General features: G+C 68.6%; 20 protein-coding genes. 5 read left to right on the forward strand and 15 right to left on the reverse strand.

Features of this window, described 5'->3' with window-relative positions:
• Window positions 1-17: 17 nt before the first annotated feature.
• The 5 genes from ACYVLV_RS02085 to trpS are packed head-to-tail and all read right to left on the reverse strand — an operon-like array spanning window position 18 to window position 3,514.
• Window positions 18-590, reverse strand: coding sequence for a DUF998 domain-containing protein (locus tag ACYVLV_RS02085; RefSeq protein WP_460807302.1), 573 nt, complete (start codon window positions 588-590; stop codon window positions 18-20).
• Entirely contained in the window at window positions 587-838 is a 252-nt protein-coding gene (locus ACYVLV_RS02090) for an SCO4848 family membrane protein (protein WP_460807304.1), read from the reverse strand. Before ACYVLV_RS02090 ends, ACYVLV_RS02085 begins: the two co-directional genes overlap by 4 nt.
• Complete coding sequence (locus ACYVLV_RS02095; RefSeq protein ID WP_460807305.1) at window positions 835-1,890, reverse strand: YihY/virulence factor BrkB family protein; 1,056 nt, start codon at window positions 1,888-1,890, stop codon at window positions 835-837. The genes ACYVLV_RS02090 and ACYVLV_RS02095 overlap by 4 nt, the downstream gene beginning before the upstream one ends.
• Before the next feature lies 1 nt (window position 1,891).
• Complete coding sequence (locus ACYVLV_RS02100; RefSeq protein WP_460807308.1) at window positions 1,892-2,425, reverse strand: 2'-5' RNA ligase family protein; 534 nt, start codon at window positions 2,423-2,425, stop codon at window positions 1,892-1,894.
• 30 nt (window positions 2,426-2,455) lie between these two features.
• A complete protein-coding gene (gene trpS, locus ACYVLV_RS02105) occupies window positions 2,456-3,514 on the reverse strand; it encodes a tryptophan--tRNA ligase (protein WP_460807310.1) in 1,059 nt (352 codons plus the stop codon).
• 96 nt (window positions 3,515-3,610) lie between these two features.
• On the opposite strand from trpS, the gene ACYVLV_RS02110 reads away from it, so the two are divergent.
• Window positions 3,611-4,222 (forward strand): GNAT family N-acetyltransferase, encoded by a 612-nt coding sequence (locus tag ACYVLV_RS02110; protein ID WP_460807311.1) that lies wholly within the window; start codon window positions 3,611-3,613, stop codon window positions 4,220-4,222.
• On the opposite strand, the gene ACYVLV_RS02115 is transcribed toward ACYVLV_RS02110, so the two are convergent.
• The 3 genes from ACYVLV_RS02115 to ACYVLV_RS02125 all read right to left on the reverse strand — a co-directional run bounded on the left by ACYVLV_RS02115 (window position 4,182) and on the right by ACYVLV_RS02125 (window position 9,378).
• The gene (locus tag ACYVLV_RS02115; protein ID WP_460807312.1) at window positions 4,182-7,469 is read right to left on the reverse strand and encodes a M14 family zinc carboxypeptidase; all 3,288 of its coding nucleotides are present in this window, start codon (window positions 7,467-7,469) and stop codon (window positions 4,182-4,184) included. The two genes, ACYVLV_RS02110 and ACYVLV_RS02115, sit on opposite strands and share 41 nt — an antisense overlap.
• A gap of 61 nt (window positions 7,470-7,530) precedes the next feature.
• The gene (locus ACYVLV_RS02120; protein ID WP_460807314.1) at window positions 7,531-8,787 is read right to left on the reverse strand and encodes an MFS transporter; all 1,257 of its coding nucleotides are present in this window, start codon (window positions 8,785-8,787) and stop codon (window positions 7,531-7,533) included.
• 129 nt (window positions 8,788-8,916) lie between these two features.
• Window positions 8,917-9,378, reverse strand: coding sequence for an SRPBCC family protein (locus ACYVLV_RS02125; RefSeq protein ID WP_460807316.1), 462 nt, complete (start codon window positions 9,376-9,378; stop codon window positions 8,917-8,919).
• A 123-nt stretch (window positions 9,379-9,501) separates the two neighbouring features.
• Here ACYVLV_RS02125 and ACYVLV_RS02130 point away from each other — a divergent pair, with 123 nt between their 5' ends.
• Window positions 9,502-9,921 (forward strand): hypothetical protein, encoded by a 420-nt coding sequence (locus ACYVLV_RS02130; protein ID WP_460807318.1) that lies wholly within the window; start codon window positions 9,502-9,504, stop codon window positions 9,919-9,921.
• A gap of 105 nt (window positions 9,922-10,026) precedes the next feature.
• On the opposite strand, the gene ACYVLV_RS02135 is transcribed toward ACYVLV_RS02130, so the two are convergent.
• Window positions 10,027-12,246 (reverse strand): NADP-dependent isocitrate dehydrogenase, encoded by a 2,220-nt coding sequence (locus ACYVLV_RS02135; RefSeq protein WP_460807320.1) that lies wholly within the window; start codon window positions 12,244-12,246, stop codon window positions 10,027-10,029.
• A 227-nt stretch (window positions 12,247-12,473) separates the two neighbouring features.
• Here ACYVLV_RS02135 and ACYVLV_RS02140 point away from each other — a divergent pair, with 227 nt between their 5' ends.
• Window positions 12,474-13,454, forward strand: a complete 981-nt coding sequence (locus ACYVLV_RS02140; protein ID WP_460807321.1) for an aquaporin — start codon at window positions 12,474-12,476, stop codon at window positions 13,452-13,454.
• Window positions 13,455-13,458: 4 nt separating this feature from the next.
• Here ACYVLV_RS02140 and ACYVLV_RS02145 read toward each other — a convergent pair whose 3' ends face one another.
• Window positions 13,459-14,157: a hypothetical protein gene (locus ACYVLV_RS02145; protein WP_460807323.1), complete on the reverse strand. Its 699-nt coding sequence runs from the start codon at window positions 14,155-14,157 to the stop codon at window positions 13,459-13,461.
• A 75-nt stretch (window positions 14,158-14,232) separates the two neighbouring features.
• Here ACYVLV_RS02145 and ACYVLV_RS02150 point away from each other — a divergent pair, with 75 nt between their 5' ends.
• Entirely contained in the window at window positions 14,233-15,219 is a 987-nt protein-coding gene (locus ACYVLV_RS02150; protein WP_460807325.1) for a malate dehydrogenase, read from the forward strand.
• Between the two features lie 118 nt (window positions 15,220-15,337).
• On the opposite strand, the gene ACYVLV_RS02155 is transcribed toward ACYVLV_RS02150, so the two are convergent.
• The 5 genes from ACYVLV_RS02155 to ACYVLV_RS02175 all read right to left on the reverse strand — a co-directional run bounded on the left by ACYVLV_RS02155 (window position 15,338) and on the right by ACYVLV_RS02175 (window position 20,253).
• On the reverse strand, window positions 15,338-15,730 hold the full coding sequence (locus tag ACYVLV_RS02155) for a DUF3017 domain-containing protein (protein WP_460807327.1): 393 nt from the start codon (window positions 15,728-15,730) through the stop codon (window positions 15,338-15,340).
• On the reverse strand, window positions 15,727-16,584 hold the full coding sequence (locus tag ACYVLV_RS02160) for a bifunctional methylenetetrahydrofolate dehydrogenase/methenyltetrahydrofolate cyclohydrolase (protein ID WP_460807328.1): 858 nt from the start codon (window positions 16,582-16,584) through the stop codon (window positions 15,727-15,729). Before ACYVLV_RS02160 ends, ACYVLV_RS02155 begins: the two co-directional genes overlap by 4 nt.
• 13 nt (window positions 16,585-16,597) lie before the next feature.
• Window positions 16,598-18,169 carry a bifunctional phosphoribosylaminoimidazolecarboxamide formyltransferase/IMP cyclohydrolase gene (gene purH, locus ACYVLV_RS02165; RefSeq protein ID WP_460807329.1) on the reverse strand — a complete coding sequence of 524 codons (1,572 nt, stop codon included), beginning with the start codon at window positions 18,167-18,169 and terminating at the stop codon, window positions 16,598-16,600.
• Window positions 18,170-18,342: 173 nt separating this feature from the next.
• Window positions 18,343-18,957, reverse strand: a complete 615-nt coding sequence (gene purN / locus ACYVLV_RS02170) for a phosphoribosylglycinamide formyltransferase (protein ID WP_460807330.1) — start codon at window positions 18,955-18,957, stop codon at window positions 18,343-18,345.
• Window positions 18,958-18,966: 9 nt separating this feature from the next.
• A complete protein-coding gene (locus ACYVLV_RS02175; RefSeq protein ID WP_460807331.1) occupies window positions 18,967-20,253 on the reverse strand; it encodes a cell division protein PerM in 1,287 nt (428 codons plus the stop codon).
• Between the two features lie 130 nt (window positions 20,254-20,383).
• On the opposite strand from ACYVLV_RS02175, the gene ACYVLV_RS02180 reads away from it, so the two are divergent.
• A complete protein-coding gene (locus ACYVLV_RS02180; RefSeq protein WP_460807332.1) occupies window positions 20,384-22,303 on the forward strand; it encodes a SigE family RNA polymerase sigma factor in 1,920 nt (639 codons plus the stop codon).
• The last annotated feature ends 82 nt before the right edge of the window (window positions 22,304-22,385 follow it).

Raw genomic sequence — 22,385 nt, forward strand, 5'->3', positions numbered from 1 at the left:
TTCGAAGTAGCGCCGACTCAGTGCGTTTCAGGCGTCAAGTTGCGCCGACTCGCGAGGAGCCAGACGACGACCGCGAGGGGCCAGAGGACCTGGGCGCCGGCGATGGCGCGTTCGCTGAGTCCGACGGTGTCGGAGTTCAGGGTCAACCCGAACCACAGCAACAGAGCGGACAGCACGACGGTCGCAGCGATGGCGCTCCTGGTCGTGGGTACGCCGGACAGCACCGGCCACACGGTCAACGCGACGAAGCTGACGGTCGCGATGGGGTTGTGCAGGTCGGAGGGGATCGCGAAGACCGCGACCAGGATGGCCAGGAAGCCTCCGAAGCCCAGCACGAGCCGGCCAGCGGGACGAGCCGAACGCAGACCGAACGCGGTCGTCATGTGGCAGATGCCGAGGACGACGAAACCGGTCGTCATGATCCAGCGATCCGTGGCGCCCTGCGCGGCCAGGGCGCTGATCGTCTGCTCGGTGGCGTCGAAGGTCGGTTGCCGCGTCGCGGCGAGCATCCAGCCGCCGATCAGGGCGACGGGGGCGATGCTGGCCGAGACCAGGGCGTAGCGCGCGACGGAGCGGTGAGACCGCGTCACGCGTTCAGGCTCGACTCGGTCTCTTCGACGCGGGCGGCACGCAGGGCCTTCCAGCCCAGCGACCCAAGCGCGGCGGCGATGGCGAAGTTCACGACGATCAGCACCGTGTGGGCGACGTAGTAGCCGGCCGGGCGGTCCTCGCCACCGGAGTAGGCGGCGTACAGCTGGCGGGCGAACATGCTGAACGACACCACCGTCCAGGCCGCGACGGCGAGCAGCAACAGCGCGTGCTTGCGCTCGAACCTCACGACGACTTCTTCTTCATCACGGCGATCAGTCCGAGCATCGCGCCCGCTCCCCCGGCGAAGGGGGCCACCCACTCCCGCTTCTTGGCCGGCTGACGAAGGCCGCCTGCCTCTCCGAGCTCGACCAGGGACGGCAGGCCCGGGCCCTGCACCTGGGCCGGGCCGTCCTGACGCATCGCCCGCGCCTCGGGAGAGGTGTGGGCGAACGCGGCGGCGTACAGCACGATCCGGGAGAAGTAGTAGATCCACACCAGCAGTGTCAGGGCGATCCCGAAGGCCTGGAAGGCCGGTTTGCCCTCGGTGCTGCCCAGCACCAGAAAGGCCAGCTGCTTGAGGCCCTCGAACAGGATTGCCCCCAGGAGCGCGGCCCGGCGCAGGGACGGCTTCGGCGTCGGCGGGTTGGCCAATAGCCGGAAGAGGGCGAAGAACAGCACGGCGTTGGCCAGCAGGCCGACCACGAAGGCCAGGCCCTTGACCAGGAGCGACAGGTCGTCACTCAGTCCGACCAGACCCAGGAGGTACTCCGTGGCGCCAGTCAGTGCGCCACTCACACCCACACTGACGAACAGCACCAGGCCGATGGATCCCAGCGAGACCAGGTCGCGGAGTTTCCCGCTCACGAAACCCGGCTGCACGAACTTCGGGAGTTCGAACATCTCCTCCAACGCATCGCGCAGCGCGGAGAGCCAGTTCAGGCCGGCGAAGAGCACACCGGCAACACCGACGACGGCGGCCACCCCGGAGAAGGTCTGGATCTGGTCCAGCGAGATCTGACCCTGTTCGTTGCCGATCATCTTGGGGATGACCGAGTCGAGGGCTGTGATGAGGTCGCGTTCGGCGCCGCTGTAGACGCGCGCGACGATGCCCACCACGAAGAAGGCCAGGGCCAGGATGGGGAAGAAGGACAGGAAGGCGAAGTAGGTCACGGCGCCGGCCTGCCGGTTGCCGTTGACGTTCCCGTAGTGCTTGACCATCCGGATCAGGTGGTCGATCAGGGGTGCCCTCTCGCGCACCTCGTCGACCCCGCCGGTCACCTTCTCCTTGATGTCCGTCATGTCAGTCTCCCGAGTCCGTGTGCGGCCGATCCGCCTGAAGTGAATAGGTCCGCGCGGGTTGCCAGCCCACGACGTCATCGTGCACGTAGAGGTGGAACTCATCCACCTCGAACTCGCAGTCGAAGCCCGCCAGCTCCTCGAAGGCCTGGTCCAACTCCGGGTCGTCCAGGTGGTGCGCGACGGTGACATGCGGGTGGTACGGGAAGTCCAACTCGGTGGCCAGGGGGCCCTGTCGGACCGCGTCGGCAAGTAGCTCGCACTGGGAGATGCCCTCGGCCAGCGTGACGAAGACGACCGGGGAGACGGGTCGGAACGTGCCGGTTCCGCGCAAGTGGACACCGAAGCCGTCCGCGGTGGCGGCAGCCTCCTCAAGGTGGTCCTCCACGACCTCGAGGGCTTCGACCTCGGTGGGTGGCAACAGCGTGATGTGCGTCGGGATCATCTCCGCCTGCGGGTCCCCGAGGGACCGGCGGTAGTCCTGGAGCTGGGATGCCCACGGCTCCGGGATGGGTACGGCGACTCCGATGGTCGGCATCTGTTCAGCTCACCCCCATGTGATTGGTGTTCACCGCGCCGCAGCGACGAAGCCGACCTGCTGGTAGACGTCGCGCAGCGTCGCTTCAGCCACCTCGCCGGCCTGCTGGGCACCCGCCTTGAGCACCTCGGTGAGATAGGCCTGATCGTTGAGCAGGTCCAGCGTCTTGTCCCGGAACGGGGTCACGAAGTTGACGGCGATCTCGGCGAGGTCCTTCTTCAGGTCGCCGTAGCCGCGGCCGGCGTACTGCTCGACGAGTTCGCTGATCGGTTCGCTGGTCAGTGCCGAGTAGATGGTCAGGAGGTTGCTGACACCCGGCTTCTCGTCGCGATCGAAGCGGACCTCGCCGTCGGAGTCGGTGACCGCCGAGCGGATCTTCTTCGCCGTCACCGACGGCTCGTCGAGCAGGTCGATGATCCCGGCGGGAGACGACCCGGACTTCGACATCTTCGACGTCGGGTCGGACAGGTCGGCGATCTTCGCGGTCGCCTTGAGGATGTAGGGCTCCGGCAGACGGAAGGTCTTCTTGTAGCGGTGGTTGAAGCGTTGGGCGAGGTCCCGGGTCAGTTCGAGGTGCTGGCGCTGGTCCTCGCCAACCGGCACGAAGTGCGGTCGGTAGAGCAGGATGTCGGCCGCCTGGAGGATCGGGTAGGTGAACAACCCGACCGAGGCCGATCCTTCGCCCCCCTTGGCCGATTTGTCCTTGAACTGGGTCATCCGGCGGGCCTCACCGAAACCGGTCAAGCAGTTGAGGACCCAGTTGAGCTGCGCGTGGGCGGGGATCTGACTCTGCACGAAGATGGCGGACTTGGCCGGATCGATGCCCATGGCGAGCAGTTGAGCCGCCGCGCGCAGGGTGCGTTCGCGCAGCACCTTGGGGTTCTGCTCGAGGGTGATCGCGTGCTGGTCGGCGATGAAGAAGAAGGGCTGGTGCTCGCGCTGCAGGTCCACCCACTGGCGCAACGCACCCAGGTAGTTGCCGAAGTGGAAGGAGTCGGCGGTCGGCTGGATCCCCGACAGGACCCGCGGACGTGCTCCCCCGGCGGCCGTGGTGGGCACCGAGACCTGCGGTTGGACGGTGGCAGACATGAAGAACAGTGTTCCAGAGCGCGCCCGCCGACCCGGGGGTGGTCCCGAGCCGGAAACCCGATTGCTTCGATCCACCTGCCCTGGAACGCTCCGGGCATGAGCCTCGACAACCCGGCCCCGACCCTCAGCGACGGCCGCGTCACCCTGCGCGCCCACCGGGACGGCGACATCCTCGGGACCCTTCAGCAGTGTCAGGACCCGGAGTCGCAGAAGTGGACGTCCGTGCCGGTCCCCTACTCGATGGCCGACGCGGAGCGGTACGTCCGAGAGGTCGTGCCCACTGTGTGGGCGGACGGCACGTCCTGGTCGTTTGCGATCGAGGTGGACGGCCGGTTCGCAGGCTCGATCGATCTGCGCGACGAGGGAACCGGTCGCGCGGACCTGGGGTACGGCGCCCACCCGTGGGCCCGTGGACAGGGCGCGATGGAGGCCGCCCTACGTCTGGCCATCGAGTGGGGTTTCGCCGAACAGGAACTGACCGCGATCGGCTGGCGCGCCTTCGAGGGCAACTGGGCGTCCCGCAAACTCGCCTGGCGAGTGGGCTTCCTGATGGAGGGGACGGTCCGGCAACTGCTGCCTCAGCGCGGTGAGTTACGTGACGCCTGGGTCGGCACGCTGCTCCGCGACGACCCCCGGGAGCCCGCCGGACCCTGGAACCTCGACGGGGCTAGCCGCCGATCCGCAGTTTCCGGGGACCCGACCGGCTGACCTTGAGGAGCTTCGAGCCGGCGTAGAACGCGCGTACGACGTGCTGGCCGGGCTCCAGACGGAAGATCACCGCTCGGCTGCCGTCGTCTTGCCGACGCAGTCGGGTGGTCCGCACGGTGTTTCCGTCGACGAGCACCCGCACCTTGCCCAGGACCCGGACCTCGGGATTGCGGCTGGCCGTGCGGATCGTGAACTTGATCCGACGGTTCTTCAACTTCCGGACCGAGGCGCGCGTCTGCGACCCCTCGCGCAGCGTCCGGACGGAAACCCGGTCGCTGACCGATCCGAGGAACTCATCATCGCTCCGCGGAACGTAGCCGGCCCGCAGCCGCCGGGTGCCGGGCCGCACGCCCGGAAGCTCGATCGTGGCGGTCCCCGCGCTCAGCAAGCTCGAGCCCACTTGGGTGGCGTTCGCACCAGAGCCCTTGACCACGACCACCCGTCCGGTGGGGATCTCGTCCCCGCCGACCGAGGTCACGGTGACATCGACCCGCGCCTGATCGGGATACGTGGTCGAGCCGACCTGGCTCATGGTCGTCGCCGTCGGGGCGGCTTCACTGACCGGGTTCGGGTCCGGCAGCGGGGTGGCGGCGGGTGAGGCCGCCCAGAACAGCGCGCGACCGCCCTGTCCCATGGTTCCCTTCGGGTGGGTCCGGAAGAACAGGGTGGTGCCGAACACCAGCCCGCGTGAGCCGGATTCCAGTTCGTTGCTGATCACCGCAGCCTTGCCCGAGGCGAAGTCCGGTCCGTTGGTGGCGTTGGAACCCAGCCAGTGCCCTGCCAGGAAGGGGTTGGTGGCGTAACTCTGTGCCACCTCGGTCTCCGCGCCCAGGTCGGTGAAGGTCACCGCCGGGTAGATGAAGGCACTGTCCTGCGCGTACGGCGCCAGCGGTGACTCAGCCGGGGTGTCGAGAGCGACGATCCCGTTGCCGGAGGAGACCCCGGTGACGGCGTCGGCCGAGAGCAGTCCGAAGGACTCGGCGGCGTTCAGGCCGGCGGTCCCGCGGCCCACGATGGAGTTCCCCTCATCGACCCAGGCCTGGACGGCGTCGCCACCTGCAGTGCCGGGGGTGAGGCCGAGGGTGGAGCCGATCCAGAGCACGTCGAGGTCATCGAGGCTCGTGGCGTCGGCGGTGATCGAGGCGGCCGAAACCACCACGAGGTCGTCGAAACCGAGTTCGGTCAACGCCAGGGTGTCGTCCTGGGTGCCGGTGTAGCCGACCGTGAGGTCCTCCAATGTGCGCGCACCCTCGCCTCCCGCGGCGTCGACCTCCGCTTGGGTAGCGGCGCCCAGGATCACGTTGTGGACCGCGGCGGCTGCGACGGCTGCGTCGTACGAAGCGGGCGATACGACGACTGAGCCGTCGGGGGCCATCCGGACATCGGCGCCCGCGTCGAGCATCTCGTTCAGGGCCCGGTAGTCGGGGACTCCGGCGAGGTCGAACGAGACGGCGTTCCCCGCGACCGGGGCGTCGGGGGCCACGGTGGGCTCCTCGATCAGGGTCGCGGCTCCGATGGGAGCGTCGGTGGTCAGACCGACAGGATCGACGGTGGCCCCGAACAGGTAGGAGTAACTCCACGCGGAGACGTCGTACATCGACGGCACCTTCTCGGAGATGTCGTAGCCGACGTCGAGCAGCGCATTGGCCAGGCCACGCAGGGGTTGGTGCATGTCGACCACGTAGGAGCCGGCGGGGTACGACGTGCCGCCCACCGTCGTCTCGGCGTCGAGGGTGCCGACCTCGATCTGGTTGAACAACAGGTGCTTGATCATCCGGTCGGCGTCGGTCTGGGAGCGCTGGTCCTCCCCGCGGGGGATGACGTAGGCGCGGGGGTACTCGACCGGGTTCTGGTCGTCGGCCGCGTCCCACAGAGACTTCCACTCGTCGGGTCCGGGAACGCCGGCGATGTTGTCGCCGGTCAGTTGGATCTTGGGCTCACCGGCGACTCCGCGCCGGAAGATCTCGATCTGGTTGTCGAGCATGTCCTCGTCGTTGGTGGTGACGTAGTCGACCAGGCTCTCGATGGTCTGGGTCGCCACAGCAGTGTTGATCGCCGCGCTGGCCGGGTTCTGGGTGGTGCCTGAGCGTGGGATCGGTAACTCGACGGTGGTCGTCACCGCCCCGTAGTAGGCGGTGTACTGCGCGGTGAACACCGGCGGGTAGTCGTCCCAGCCGGAGGGGGTGTCGCGGTACGGGATGGTGATCTTCCCGCCGGGCAGCGGGTTGCCGGGGATGACCGCGTTCAGCATCTCGCGCTCCACCTGGAGGGCTGCGGCGTACCCGTGGCCGATGAAGAGGTCGTACTCGTAGTTGTCGCCGTGCGGAGGGCCGCAGGGCTCGATCTGGAGCACGTTCGTGTAGCCGTGGAGATCGGCGGAGTAGAGCGGCTGGACAGCTCCGGCGACCTTCGCGAAGGCGACTCCCTCCGGTGTCGTGCTGGTGATCATGTCCCGGTTGATGTCGAGACCGAGCACACCGGGGCGCTGCCCGATGGTGCGGCCGTCGGGGTTGATCGTGAGGTAGAAGTAGAGCCGGTGATCGGCCATCAGGGCCTGGGTGGCGGCGGCGTCCTCGGCGTCGAGGAGGTCGCCGATGTAACCCATGATGCCGTCGGTGCCCTCCCACTCGTTGCCGTGGATGTTGGCGCTGAACCAGATGGGAGTCTTGTAGCCGGCCGCGAGCTCTGCGTCGGCGGCCGCGCCGACGGGGTTGTTGCGGATCTCGCTCTTCCACTGCTCCTGGGTCGAGGTCTGGGCCTCGGTCTCCGGGGCCGTGAGGGTGACCAGGTAGAGGTCGCGTCCCTGCACGGACTGCCCGACGACCTGAGCGCTGACCAGGTCGCTGGCGGCCATCCACTCGTTGACCTGCGGCGCGAGGTCACTGTGCGCCAGCACCCCACTCTGAACCGTGGCGTCACTTCCGAAGGGTTCCGGCTCCGGCTCGGTCAGCGTCGGCTGGGTGGGATACGACGTGGGCAGCACCAGCGGGGTGTCGAACCCGGTGCCCTCACCCTCGTAGTCCCGGGCCGCACCATCGCGCTGTGCGGTGTCGAGCCCCCGCACCGTGGCGAGGGTGTCGGGCACCTGTTCCCGGGCTTCCCCGACCGCGGCGCCCTGGTTGACCGGACTGGTCGGATCGGCAGGATCAGCTGAGGCCTGGGGCACGACCCCGAGAACCCCGGTGGCGAGGGCCGCGACCCCGAGCAGGGCGATTCGATGGCGTGCGTGTAGTCGATGAGGGAGCATCGGACCAGTATCCGGGGCTCCCCCGACGGTGTCTGCGAAACCAGACGCAGAAACCGTCTTGTCACATGTTCTTTACTTCCGGCTGCACTTCAGGCTCCGATTCGCGGGGCGCGGTGGCCTCACTGCCCACCGGCCGGTCATCCCGGATCATGTAGATGATCACGAACAGGCCAGCGACGCTGAGGGCCACCCCGATCAGGGCCGGGGCCCGGAACCCGTAGCCCGCAGCGATCACGAGACCACCCAGCCAGGCCCCGAGGGCGTTGGCGACGTTGAGGGCGGCATGGTTCATCGCGGCGCCCAGAGTCTCAGCCTCCCCGGCGACGTCCATCAGGCGGAGTTGGAGGCCGACGACCAGCAGTGAACCGAGGAAGGTGATGGCGAAGGCGGCCGGCAACAGGGCGTAGCCGTAGGGAGACAACAGGTAGAACGCGATCAGGGTGAGCGTCATGCCGCCGGATCCGACGATGAGGGTCTGCGGGATCGAGCGATCAGCCAAGCGTCCGGCTGCGATGGTTCCGCCGACCATGCCAAGTCCGAAGAAGAGCAGGAACACCGGCACCGCACCGTCGCCGAGACCACCGGTCGTGGTCACGGTCGGTGCGATGTAGGAGAACACGGCGAACATGCCGCCGAAGCCGATCGCCCCGGCGATGAGGGTGAGCCACACCTCGGGCTTCTTGAGCGCCTGGAGTTCACGGCGGCCGGTGGCCTCGGGATCGCCGGGTGAGGACGGGACGAAGGCCAGGATCATGGCGGCGGTGAGCAACGCGAGGACGGCCACAGCGGCGTACGCCATCCGCCAGCCGAGCTGCTGCCCCAGGAAGGTCACACCCGGCACCCCGACGACGTTGGCCACCGACAACCCGAGCATCACGCTCGCGACCGCCCGGCCCTTGCGCGCCACGGGCACCAGGCTCGCGGCCACCAGCGAGGCGACCCCGAAGTAGGCGCCGTGCGGCAGCCCGTCGAAGAACCTCGCGACCATCAGCAACCCGAAGCCGCTGGCGACGGCGCTGAGGGCGTTGAACACGGCGTACGCACCCATCAGCGCGACCAGCAGCCCACGTCGCGGCCAGGAGGCGCCGAGGTAGGCGATGAGCGGGGCGCCGACGACCACCCCGAGGGCGTAGGCACTGATCACGTGACCGGCCGAGGGGATCGAGACGTCGACCCCCGCCGCGATCTCGCGGATCAGGCCCATGGTGACGAATTCGGTCGTGCCGATCGTGAACCCACCCACGGCGAGGGCGAAGATCGCGACGCCGACGTGGGGCGTCCTGATCGTGCCGGGTTCGGCGGAGGTGGAGGTCGTCACTGGCACGATTGTCCAACCGCGGACGCCTGGTCTCCTATTCCACGCCGCGTTAGACGGCGATAGTCCCCAGGGCATGGTCGCCTCGATGAGGAACGACCACGACGCTGGGGACTATCTGTTGGGGCTGGGTCAGCTGGAGACGACCGAGGCCAGTCCGGCGAGGGACTCGTCGAGCTGCTCGGCCGAAACGAGCGGGAAGCTGACCTTCTCCAGGATCGCGGGGTCGGTGACCTTGGACCAGTCGTAGGTGAGGCTGACGTTGGTCGAGTCGGCTCCCTGGTCGTGGAGTTCCCAGACCCATTCCCAGCCCGGGGGTTCCGTGCCCGCGGGGGCCGTCTTCCAGGCGAGCATCTTGTTGGGGTCGTAGCCGGTGACGTGGTTGTCGGTTTGGTACTCGCCACCCATGTGGTCCCCCTGCATGTTCATGCGGAAGACCTGGCCGTTGGCGGTGATGCGGTCGGTGTGGTCGTCACTGATGACGAACCCGGACCCATCGAACTCCTTGTGCCGCTCGGGGTTGGAGAGCACGTCGAACAGAGCGGTCGTCGAGGCGTCGATGGTGCGCTGGACGGTGAGTCGCTTCTCAGTCATGACTCCACCGTGACACGCGGGTGGTGAACGCACCTCACCCGTTGGGGCGGTTCATCGCAAGGGTTCCGCGGCGAGCGCGGTGTGGTTTCGACCCTCGAACCGAGGATCGGGCAGGCTGGAGGTATGCCGCATCGCCCCGCCCCCGCCCGCGTCCTGCTCGCCGCCGTCCTCGCCCTGACCCTGACGGGCTGCACTCAAGCCGAGGAGGCAGCCACAGGTGCCGCGAACCGGGCCGGGTGTGCCGTCGCCCAAAAGGCCCTGAACCAGGCGCAGTCCGAGGCGGAGAAGGCACTGGATGAGATCGATGCCGATCCGGAAGCGGCCCGTCGCAAGTTGGGTGGCATGCGGGACGCGGTGAAGGCGGCGGAGTCCGGGCTCAGCGGTGAGACCAAGGAGAAACTCGCCGAGGCCCGTCGAGCCCTCGACACGATGGCGGGTGAAGCCCAGGACGCCGCGCAGGGCGCGGACGTGGACACCTCAGCCGTCGACAACGCCAAGGATCGACTCGACGACGCGGTCGGCGACGTACGGGACCTGTGCTGATCAGTCTTGGAGGCGCCGGCCGGAGCGGGGCTTCATACCGATGAGACGCGACGACCCGGGCCGAAGGTTCCCGGCCCGGGTCGTCTCACTTGCTCGGCTTCGCGGTCAGAGAGCCGCGAGGGCGTCGTTCAGCGTCTTCGAAGGGCGCATGACCTCGTCTGCCTTGGCGTCGTCGGGACGGAAGTAGCCGCCCACGTCGGCGGGCGAGCCCTGGACCGCGTTGAGTTCGGAGACGATGGTCTCCTCCTCGGAGCGCAGCTTCTCGGCCAGCGGCTTGAAGACCTCGGCCAGTTCGGCGTTGCTGGTCTGAGCGGCCAACTCCTCGGCCCAGTAGAGGGCGAGGTAGAAGTGCGAGCCGCGGTTGTCGATGCCACCGAGCTTGCGGGTGGGTGACTTGTCCTCGGTCAAGAACGTGGCGGTCGCCTTGTCGAGGGTCTCCCCCAGCACCTTGGCGCCCGGGTTGTCCGCGAAGTCGGCCAGGTGGTCCAGGCTCGCGGCCAGGGCGAAGAACTCACCCAGGCTGTCCCAGCGCAGGTAGTTCTGCTCGATGAGCTGCTGCACGTGCTTGGGCGCCGACCCTCCGGCGCCGGTCTCGAAGAGGCCACCACCGTTCATCAGCGGCACGATGGAGAGCATCTTGGCCGAGGTGCCGACCTCGAGGATCGGGAACAGGTCGGTGTTGTAGTCGCGCAGCACGTTGCCGGTGACCGAGATGGTGTCCTCACCCTTGCGGATGCGGTCCACGGAGTACTTCGTGGCAGAGGCCGGGTCCATGATCTCGATGGTCAGGCCATCGGTGTCGTGGTCGGCGAGGTACTTCTTGACCAGACCGATCAGGTTCCGGTCGTGGGCGCGGGTGTCGTCGAGCCAGAAGATCGCGGGCGTGCCGGAGGCGCGGGCCCGGGTCACTGCCAGCTTCACCCAGTCGCGGATCGGGTCGTCCTTGGTCTGGCAGGCGCGCCAGATGTCCCCGGGCTGGACGTCGTGCTCCATGAGCACCTCGCCGGCGGAGTTGAGGACCTGGACGGTTCCGGCGGTCGGGATCTCGAAGGTCTTGTCGTGCGAGCCGTACTCCTCGGCCGCCTTGGCCATCAGACCGACGTTGGGAACCGAGCCCATGGTCGCGGGGTCGTACGCGCCGTTGGCCCGGCAGTCGTCGATGACGGCCTGGTAAACGCCGGCGTAGGAGGAGTCCGGGATCACCGCGAGGGTGTCGGCCTCCTCACCCTTCGAGTCCCACATGTGACCCGAGGTGCGGATCATGGCGGGCATCGAGGCGTCGATGATGACGTCGGAGGGGACGTGCAGGTTGGTGATGCCCTTACGGTCATCGACCATCGCCATTCCCGGACCGTCGGCGAGACCCTGCGCGACGGCGGCCTTGATGGCCTCGCCCTCGGGCAGCGAGTCGACACCGGAGAGCAGACCGGCCAGGCCGTCGTTCGGAGAGAGCCCCGCTGCGGCCAACTGTTCGCCGTACTGCTCGAAGAGCGTCGGGAAGAAGGCCTGGACGACGTGGCCGAAGATGATCGGGTCGGAGACCTTCATCATGGTCGCCTTCAGGTGCACCGAGAAGAGGATGTCTTCGGCCTTGGCACGGGCGATCTGCTCGGTCAGGAAGCGGCGCAACGCGGCAACGTCCATGAACGTGCCGTCGATGACCTCGCCCTCGAGCACGGGAAGGGATTCCTTCAGCACGGTCTCGGTGCCGTCGACGCCGACGTGCTTGATGCTCAGGGTGTCGGCCGCGGGAATGATCACCGACTTCTCGTTCGCCCGGAAGTCGTGCTCGTCCATGGTGGCCACGTTGGTCTTCGAATCGGTGCTCCAGGCCCCCATACGGTGAGGGAATGACTTGGCGTAGTTCTTCACCGAGGCCGGCGCACGCCGGTCGGAGTTGCCCTCGCGCAGAACCGGGTTGACCGCGGAGCCCTTGACCTTGTCGTACTTCGCCCGGGACTCCTTCTCCTCGTCGGTCGAGGGGCTCTCGGGGTAGTCCGGCAGGTCGTAGCCCTTGTCCTGCAGCTCCTTGATGACAGCCTTGAGCTGCGGGGTGGAGGCAGAGATGTTAGGCAGCTTGATGATGTTCGCCTCGGGCTTGGTGGCGAGCTCACCCAGCTCGGCGAGGTGGTCCTCGACGCGCTGGTCGGCGCTCAGGCGCTCGGGGAACTGGCTGATGACCCGACCGGCCAGCGAGATGTCGCGGGTCTCGACGGTCACGCCCGTCTTCGCGGCGTACGCGGCGATGATCGGGAGGAAGGAGTACGTCGCCAGCAGCGGCGCCTCGTCGGTGTGGGTGTAGATGATCTTCGACTGATCGGCCATGGGCGGATATCACTCCTGGAGGGTGGATTGTCTTGACGTCAAGATATCTTAGCGCGTCGTCGTGTTTCCGCTCACCTTCCCAGGCTCCCGGGGTCGGGGCAACGCGCCGAGTTCACCCGAAGGGGCGCTCGAATCACCGGCTCGCCTCGGCTACCGTGCGCCTACCGTCACATCTGTGCCGGTCCCCCTGATCGACGTCACAATCAAGACCGAAGGAAACGAACCCCATGACAGAGGCAACCGCCCACGACTCGGGCCAGGCGGGCGTAGTCGACCCGCACGAGGCGACCGCCCTGCAAAAGCTGGCGGCCGAACTGATCGGCACCTTCATCCTGGTTCTCGTGGGTTGCGGGACCCTGGCGTTCTTCGGCAGCGGACCTGGGATCAATGTGGCGTTCGCCTTCGGGCTCACCCTGATCGCGCTGATCTACGCCTTCGGTCGCATCTCCGGGGGTCACTTCAACCCGGCCGTGAGCGTGGGTGCCGCGATGGGTGGACGGCTCGGTTGGCGCCAGGCCGGGACCTATGTGGCGGCCCAGGCCGTCGGTGCGGTGCTGGCGGGGGTGGCTCTGCTGATCCTCGCGCTCGGGTTCGACGGGTTCGACGCCTTCGAGGACTCCCTGGGAGCGAACTACTGGGGCGACGCCAGCGGTGGCTATGCCTGGTGGGCCACGATCGTGTTGGAGATCCTGATCACCGCCGTGTTCGTCGTCGTGGTGCTCGCGGTCACGGACCGGCGTGCTGAGCACCCGGTCTCCGCCCCGGCCGCCATCGGACTCACCTACGCCGGACTGGTGTTCTTCGCGCTCGCCGCCGACGGCGGATCCGCCAACCCCGCCCGCTCCCTGGGCCCGGCCCTGTTCTCCGGGGGCGACGCGCTGAAGCAACTCCCCATCTTCCTGCTGGCACCGCTGGTCGGCGCCGTGATCGCAGGACTGCTCTACCCGGCCGTCTTCGGTCGCGACCGGGCCCTCGTCGCAGGGTCCGGCCTGATCCTGCCCAAGAGGCCCCCGAAGAAGGTCAAGCCCTCGACGACCGGTGCCGACCAGGGCGGGTACGCCTCCGCCGGGCAGGCAGGGACCGCCCAGCCGATCATCCAGGACGGGTGGCAGTGGGACCCCGCAGCGCAGCAGTGGATCCCCGCCCAGCAGCCGCCGGCCGGCGAACCGGCCAGCGATCGCACTCAGGCCCGGCCCAGCACCGACTGACCGCTCAACGGCCGGGTTCGAAGCTCTCGAGCTCCCAGGTCTCCCCGGCAGGACGGTCGCCTTCGCTGCGGATCAACCCCACACCGGCGGCGTAGTACGACGTGGCACCGTCCGCTTCGTCGAGTGAGTCGACCGTCTCGAGCATCACGACGTCGTCGTACGTCGTGAGGGTGGTGGTGAACTCCTGCTCGGTGAGGAGCACCTCGGCTCGGGGCTCGGTCACACCGGGCGCAAGAGCCTGGGGGTACCCGTCGCCGCGGCGGCTCCGGGCGGCCAGGAAGAGTCCCGCCTGAGCGCCCGACTCGCCGGCCTGCCACTCCCCGTCGCGTCCGAACCACCACACGTTGCCGGCCGCGTCCTGGGCGTAATAGTCGAGTGTCTCGGTCGCGGCACCCCCGTCCTGCCGGTCAACGATGCGGAGACCGGTCGTCGGCACTCCGGCGATCTCCACTCCGTCGACGACCTCGGCGGTGGTCCCGGACTCGTTGCCGGCGGGCTCCCCGAGCACGCGATAGTTCCATCGCGATCCCGGGGCAAGGGGAAACCACGGGTTGTCGACGGTCGCCGAGAAGTCGGCGACGGTCGGGCTCGGGGTGGGGATGACCAACTCGTCGACGCCAGCGGTCGGGCTGATCGGCGGTGCGGCCGCGCTGCATCCCCCGAGCAGGAGGGCCAAGGTGATCATGGCGAGGCGAAGGATCATGGGCTCCAGTGTCCCCCCACCCACTCACGCTGCTAAGTTCGCCCGGATATCAGCCAGCAACCTCGAGGAGCCGAAGTGAGCACTACCCCGTTGAAGATCGCCGTCACCGGTGCCGCCGGTCAGATCGGCTACAGCCTGCTCTTCCGCCTCGCCAGCGGATCCCTGCTGGGCGACCGCCCGATCGAGCTGCGCCTGCTGGAGATCACTCCCGCCCTGAAGGCCCTCGAGGGTGTCGTCATGGAACTCGACGACTGCGCCTTCCCGACCCTGGCCGGAGTGGAGATCGGCGACGACGCCGAGACCATCTTCGACGGCGTCAACCTGGCCCTGCTCGTCGGCGCCCGTCCCCGCGGTCCCGGCATGGAGCGCGGCGACCTGCTCTCGGCCAACGGTGCGATCTTCACCGCGCAGGGCAAGGCCCTCAACGCCGTGGCCGCCGACGACGTCCGCATCGGGGTCACCGGCAACCCGGCCAACACCAATGCGCTGATCGCGATGACCAACGCTCCCGACATCCCCAACGAGCGGTTCTCCGCGCTGACCCGTCTGGACCACAACCGGGCGATCTCGCAGTTGGCCGCGAAGACCGGCGCCCCGGTCACCGACATCAAGAAGATGACGATCTGGGGCAACCACTCCGCCACGCAGTACCCCGACCTCTTCCACGCCGAGGTCGGCGGACGCAACGCCGCCGAGGCCGTCGGCGACCAGGACTGGCTCGAGAACACCTTCATCCCCACCGTCGCCAAGCGCGGCGCCGCGATCATCGACGCCCGCGGTTCCTCGTCGGCCGCTTCGGCCGCCTCGGCGACCGTCGACGCCGCCCGCGACTGGCTGACCGAGTCCGCCGCCGACGACTGGGTCTCGATGGCCGTCGTCTCGGACGGTTCCTACGGCGTACCGGAGGGCCTGATCTCCTCCTTCCCGGTCACCACGAAGAACGGCGACTGGAAGATCGTTCAGGGTCTCGAGATCGACGAGTTCTCGCGCGCCCGGATCGACGCCTCCACCGCCGAGTTGGACGAAGAGCGCTCCGCTGTCACCGAGCTCGGCCTGATCTGAGCTCACTGAGCGTCACCTTGGACGAGGAAACTCATGCTTGGCCGATGAAGTTTTATCGTCCAAGCATGAGTTTCACCGGCCGGCCGGTGAAACTGGCGCCCGGCCAGAGTCCGGCGGGCTAGAGCCGGGGCTGCTCCGGGATCGATCCGGCGAGCACCCACAGGGCGACGGCGACCGAGCCGAGCAGGAGCACGTCCAGAGCCCGGTGGCGTACGGCGAGCATGCCCGCGTCGTGGGTGCGTAGCACCAGACGCAGGGTGCCGGCGCCAGCCAGGGTGAGCGCAAGGATGCGCATTCCGATTCGCCAGTCGTCGCGGGCGGATACGACGATCGCCAGCGTGGCGAGGGTCAGGATGACGAGATAGAACCCGCCACCGATGGTGCGGGGGTAGAGCCTCCGGCTGGGCTCGGGTACGACGACCTCATCGGCCGGCGTGTCAGGCACCTCCCGGCGCACCTCATCGCTACCGCCGTCGGGTTCGGTCTCATCCGCCACCATGGGTCGACTCACGCAGGCCCGGCTGCGAGTTCTGCCATGGCGACGAGGTTCGACAGCAACATGGCGCGGGTCATCGGGCCCACTCCGCCGGGGTTCGGTGAGATCCACCCGGCGGTGTCCCACACGTCGTCGGCGACGTCACCGGCGATCTTGCCGTCGACCCGCGAGACCCCGACGTCGAGGACGGCAGCACCCGGCTTGACCATGTCGCGGGTGATGATGCCGGGCACCCCGGCCGCCGCGACCACGATGTCGGCCTGGCGAACGTGCGCGGCCAGGTCGACGGTGCCGGTGTGGCACAGGGTGACCGTGGCGTTCTCCGAACGGCGGGTGAGCAGGAGCCCGAGAGGGCGACCCACGGTGACCCCGCGACCGACGACCACGACGTCGGCGCCGGCGATCGGGACCTCGTGGCGGCGGAGCAGTTCGACGATGCCGAACGGCGTACACGGCAGGGGTGCTTCGTTGCCGAGGACCAGCCAACCGAGGTTCGTCGGGTGCAGTCCGTCAGCGTCCTTGGCGGGGTCGATCAGGCCGAGAACCCGGTTCTCGTCGCGTCCCCGAGGCAGCGGCAGCTGGACGATGTACCCGGTGCAGGCGGGGTCCTCGTTCAGGGTGCGGACCGCCTCCTCGATCTCCTCCTGGCTGGCGGTCTCCGGCAGATCCACCCGGATCGAGGAGATGCCGACCTCGGCGCAGTCCTTGTGCTTGCCGTTGACGTACCACCGCGAGCCCGGGTCGTCGCCGACCAGGACGGTCCCCAGCCCGGGGACGATGCCCCGCTCGGCCAGGACGTCGACCCGGACCTTCAGCTCGGCCTTGATCGCCTTGGCGGTGGCGGTGCCGTCGAGTTTCTGTGCGGTCATGGGGTTCATCCTGTCAGTGGAAGAAGTGCCGGGTGCCGGTGAAGTACATCGTGACGCCCGCGGCCTTGGCCGCAGCGATCGTCAGCTCGTCGCGGACCGAACCACCGGGCTGGACGATGGCCACCACGCCGGCGTCGAGGAGGATCTGCGGACCGTCCTCGAAGGGGAAGAAGGCGTCGGAGGCGGCCACGGAGCCAGCGGCACGTTCACCGGCCCGTTCGACGGCGAGCTTGCAGGAGTCGACCCGGTTGACCTGACCCATCCCGACCCCGACGGACCCACCGTTCTTGGCCAGCAGGATGGCGTTGGACTTCGCGGCCCGGCACGCCTTCCAAGCGAAGTCCAGGTCGGCCAGCACCTCGGGCGAGGCGGCCTCTCCGGTGGCGAGCGTCCACGACGCGGGGTCGTCTCCACCGTCCTCGAGCACGGCGTCGACGTGGTCGACGTGCTGGACCAGCAGTCCGCCGCTCACCGGACGGGTCTCCACCGCGGCGGGCGTCGCGTCCAGCGGGGCGACGAGGATCCGGATGTTCTTCTTGCCCTGGAGGATCTCGACCGCACCCTCGTCGTACGCCGGGGCGACGATCACCTCGGTGAACACCTCGGCGACCTGCTGGGCCATCTCGACCGAGACCGGACGGTTCACCGCGATCACGCCGCCGAAGGCGGAGACGGGGTCGCACTCGTGGGCCTTGGTGTGAGCCTCCGCCACGTCCGCGCCGACCGCGATGCCGCACGGGTTCGCGTGCTTGATGATCGCGACCGCGGGGTCGGAGAAGTCGTTGGCCGCTCGACGAGCGGCGTCGGTGTCGACGTAGTTGTTGTAGGACATCTCCTTGCCGTGCAGCTGCACAGCGGCCGCCAGCCCGGTGCCGGAGCCGTTGGAGTAGATCGCGGCGGGCTGGTGCGGGTTCTCGCCGTACCGCAGCACGGACTGCTTCTCCCACGTCGCGCCGATCCAGGCCGGGAAACCGGTGCCCTCACTGGAGTCGGTCAGGACGTTGCCCATCCAGGAGGCGACGGCCACGTCGTAGGAGGCCGTGTGGACGAACGCCTCGGCGGCCAGCGTCTTGCGCTCCTCGAGAGTGAATCCCCCGGCGGCGACGGCGGCCAGGACGTCGTCGTACCGCGCCGGAGAGGTGACGATCGCGACCGATGGGTGGTTCTTGGCCGCGGCGCGGACCATGGACGGGCCACCGATGTCGATCTGCTCGACGCACTCGTCCGGGGTTGCCCCGGACGCGACGGTCTCGGTGAAGGGATAGAGGTTCGAGACGACCAGGTCGAAGGGCTCGACCTCCAGGTCGGCCAGCTGGGCCACGTGGCTCTCGAGCCGACGGTCGGCCAGGATGCCGGCGTGCACGCGGGGGTGGAGGGTCTTGACCCGACCGTCGAGGCACTCCGGGAAACCGGTGAGGTCCTCGACCTTGGTCACCGGCAGACCCGACTCCTCGATGAGGCGGGCCGAGCCACCGGTGGAGACCAGCTCCACCCCTGCGTCATGGAGTCCTCGGACCAGTACGTCGAGGCCGGATTTGTCGTACACGGACACCAGCGCGCGGCGGATCGGCATCTGGTTGCTCATGGGGGTGCTCCTCGGTTGACACGTCCTGGGAGGACGTCATAGAGATCAAGGTCTACGTGAGGACCACCCAGGCGTTCGATGGCCACGCTGATCCCCCGGAGGGGCACTCCCCGGTGGTCCCCCACCTGCGCCAGTCGTGTGGCGCGAGCATAGCCCGAGAGAAATCAGCAGGGCTAACGCCCGAAGCGCACCCGGCGGTTCCTGATCACGAAACCCTCGCGGGCGATCCGCCCCACGGTGTCGACGAGCATGGCTCGTTCCCCGATCTTGATCCGCTCGTGCAGGGACTCGGGGGTGTCGTCGTCCTCGACGGGCACGGCGGTCTGGGCGACGATCGGTCCGGTGTCGACCCCGGCATCGACGACGAAGAGCGTCGCACCGGCGATCTTCACCCCGTAGGCAAGCGCGTCGGCGGCTCCGTACATGCCGGGGAAGGACGGCAGCAGAGCCGGGTGGGTGTTGATGTAGCAGCCCCCGAACTCCTCGAGGAAGGCCTGCCCGGCCAGTTTCATGAAGCCTGCGGACACGAGGAGGTCCGGTTCGAACTCGGCGCACGACGCGGTCACCGCGCGGTCCCATGAGTCGCGGTCGGGGTAGTCCTTGACGCGGTGCACGAACGTCGGGATCCCGGCCCGCTCCGCCCGGGCCAGCCCCTCGATATCGGACCGATCAGCACCCACCGCCACGACCTTCGCGCCGTACGCGGGGTCGGCACAGGCATCGAGCAGTGCCTGGAGGTTGGTTCCTGCTCCCGAGACGAGGACAAGGAGGCGGGCAGTATCAGTCACCCGTGGAGCCTAGTGGGCGTCGATTTCCGTCGCTGCCCGGCGTTGCCACCAGGTCACCAGGAGCCCGCCGATGAGTCCGCCGAGCCCGAAGGTGGTGATCGCGTGCACCAAGACCTCCCCGACCAGCGGAGCCACGTCCCGCATCCGGCCGGGTCCGATCGCTCCCCCCGCCAGGGAGGCGAAGAATGCGAAGGCCAGACCGGTCAGTACGCCGCCGGTCCCGCCGCGTACGGCGCCCTCGGTCCAGTTCAGGGTGGGTGAGCGTCGTTGGGCGCGGACCGCTCCGGCGGCGCCGACCACCACCGGGGTGACCAGCAGCACTGCGAGCCAACCCGAGGGCGTCCCCGCCTGCGGGAGGGCAGCGAAGATCGGCAGCATCGGCAGCGGCCCCAGCACCACCAGGGACGGGGAGACGATCGTGGCGGCGCCGACCGTGAAGCCGGGGCCCAGAAGGAACGCGCCCGAGAAGGCCACGGCGTTCGGGAGGACGGTCAGGCTGAGCGCGCTGAGCACGATCGCGTCCCCGGCGTTGACGCCGAGTTGGGACATCACATTCGCCGCCGTGCTCAGGTCCATCAGCAGGGCGATCAAGAAGGTCGCCAGGGACAACCAGATCCACACCACGAGCATGTGGCGGCAGGCGCGCAGGGCGCCGCCCAGGGTCTCGGGCAGCGAGGCGGTCCAGATCGCGGCGCGACCCGACCCGACCGCGATCGCACAGCCGCCGAGCAGCGCGGCCATCAGGATCGACCACACGAGCACCCGTTCGGCCGACGGGTCGGTGGCGGGGGTGGCCGCAACGGTGGCCACCAGGACCGCGGTCACGGCGTACCCGATGGCGAAGAGCAGGGTGGCGGCCGGAACGGTCCAGTCCCGCTCGCCGTCGTCGATGCGTCCCGCGTCGGGACCGTACGCCGCTAGCTGCTGTCCCACGCGAAGTGCGACCCGCCAGATGAAGAAGGCGGCCAGGGCGGTGACCCCCAGGGGCACCATGGTGACCTCGACGCCGTCGATCCGCACGCCGGATCCGTGCCCCATCAACCAGCCCAGGGCGCCGGTCCGCAGACCGTCCCGGGGGGTGCCGTGGGCCCCCGCGTCGATGCTGAACCAGCCGATGAGCCCGATCACCAGGCAGATCACCAACGGGATCATCGCGGCGCGCAGCCCACCGAGGGTGGCCACCACCGTCAGGGGCCGTGGCCTGGAGTCGGTGGACCCTCCCGGCGCAGGTGGGGTCGACCCACCGCGACGAGCACGGTCGGCGGTCTTCACCGCGGAGGGCAGGAGCGAGGTCATAGCCCCACCATCATCACCCGCCCCAGGCGTCCGCGTGCCTCTCCCACGCCGCTGGCAGCGAGGTCGATGGGAATCTTCCTGTGGGATCCCGGCACGGCTGTCTGGACCGGTCGCGTACCGTAGTGAGGTCATGAGGGATCCGGAGGACTTCGACGCGTTCTACATCGACGCGCGAGAGAGACTGCTGCTGCAGACCTATGCCCTGACCGGGGACCTTCCCGCGGCTCGAGCCGCGGTGCGGGACGCCTTCATCGTCGCCTGGCACCACTGGCGCAAGATCGGTCGCCTCGAGGATCCCGAGGAGAGCGTGCGACCGCACGCCTGGCGGCACGCCCAGCGGCGGCACACGGCTCGACTCTGGCACCGCGACCGTTCGATCGACCCGGAGATCACCAAGACCTTCGAGGCGCTCAGCGAACTCTCGGCGATCCAACGCAAGGCCCTGCTCCTGACCCAACTCGGCGCCGTCACGATGAGCCAGATGGCCCGCGAGATCGGCCGACCCATCGAGGACGCCGAGCGCGAGCTCCAAGGTGCCGCGACGGCGTTCGCGCAGGCCCGCGGGATCCACACCTCGCAGATCCACTATCAACTGGCGAACCTGCGTAGGCAGATCAGTGACGTGCGCTGGCCCCGCGCCACCATCCTGCGCCGCGCCGGCGGAGCCCGGCGACGCACCCACACCCTGGTCGGCGCGGCCACCGCCGTCGCCGCCCTGGTGATCAGCGGTTCCGTCGTCACCGACACCACCGGGGTGCGCCCCTCGCTGGACCGGCCCGTCGTGGCGGCCGGTCAGGCCCAGGCGCAGCCGGCGACCCCGAGCCCGTCGGCCTCCGCCAGCCCCGAACCGGAGCCCGAACCGCTCACCGACGCCGCCCTGATCGGCACCGGCGATCTGTCCCGGTTGACGGGGCGCAAGGGCTGGAAGCTCACCGGCACCTCCGACAACTCCGAGGGCAACGGACTGGCGATCCCGTGCCAGGAGGAGCGGTACGCCGACCCCCGGGGCTCGGCGGCGCTGCTGCGCACCTTCGAGGCCAAGAACCGTGCGCGAACGGCGGAGGCCACCGCATTCCAGTCCGTCGAGGAGTCGCGCAACGTGCGTGCCGCCCAGCGGACCCTCACCCGCACCCTGGACTGGTATGCCGGATGCCGCATCGAGCGGGCCCAGGTGCTGAGCACGCAGCGCCTGCCAGGCGTCGGCGACGAGGCGACGCTGATCGTCGTACGGGTGTGGGGCAAACCGGATCGGACGATGGCGGTCACCGTCGCCCGCACCGGTGTCTTCACCACCACGGTGATGACCACGGTCGCGAACGCCGAACGGGCCAACACCCGGGCCTCGGCCCGGACCATCGGCGGGGCCGTGGGCAATCTGTGTGCGCTGCCCGAGGCCGGTGAATGCGCAACCACGACGAAACTGCAGCAGACCGCGCCCCTCCCGGTGGGAAGCGATCCGGCACTGCTGTCGGAGATCGATCTCCCCCCGATCTCGGGGGTCGCTAAACCCTGGGTGGGGACAGAACCCAGCAGGGCCGAGAACAACCTCGCCTCCACGCGTTGCGACGAGACGCAGTTCAAGGGTCGCTTCAACCAGACCCGGATCCGCAACAACATGACGCGGTCCTTCCTCATCCCGCAGGCGAAACTGGCCAAGACCTTCGGGCTGACCCAGACGGTCGGGTCGCTACCGAAGCAAAAGGCCAAGGCCTTCGTGGAGGGTGTGCGCCAACGCCTCGCCGGATGCCAGGACAAGGACCTCGGCACGAGGGTCACCCGCCTGGTCCAACGCGAGAGCGACAAGGAGAGCCTGACCGTGTGGACACTGACCACCGAGTTGTCCGACAACCGGTCGCTCGACTACTCGATGGCCATCATCCGACACGGCGGGGTCATCACGCAGATCGGCTTCATCCCGGACGGGTCAGCAGCGATGAGCAATCAGGACTTCCTGGCTCTCGCCCAACGTGCGCAGGACCGTCTGCCGCAGTTGAAGGTCGCCCAAAAGAAACAGGCCCAGAAGAATGAGGCCCAGAACCAACAGGGGTGACCGAACCTTTGGGGCTCGTGATCTGAGTCACAAGCGACCTCGAGGATTGGCCGGGAAGGTAACGGATTGATTACCGTCCTCG

The sequence above is a fragment of the Nocardioides salsibiostraticola genome (assembly GCF_054783655.1).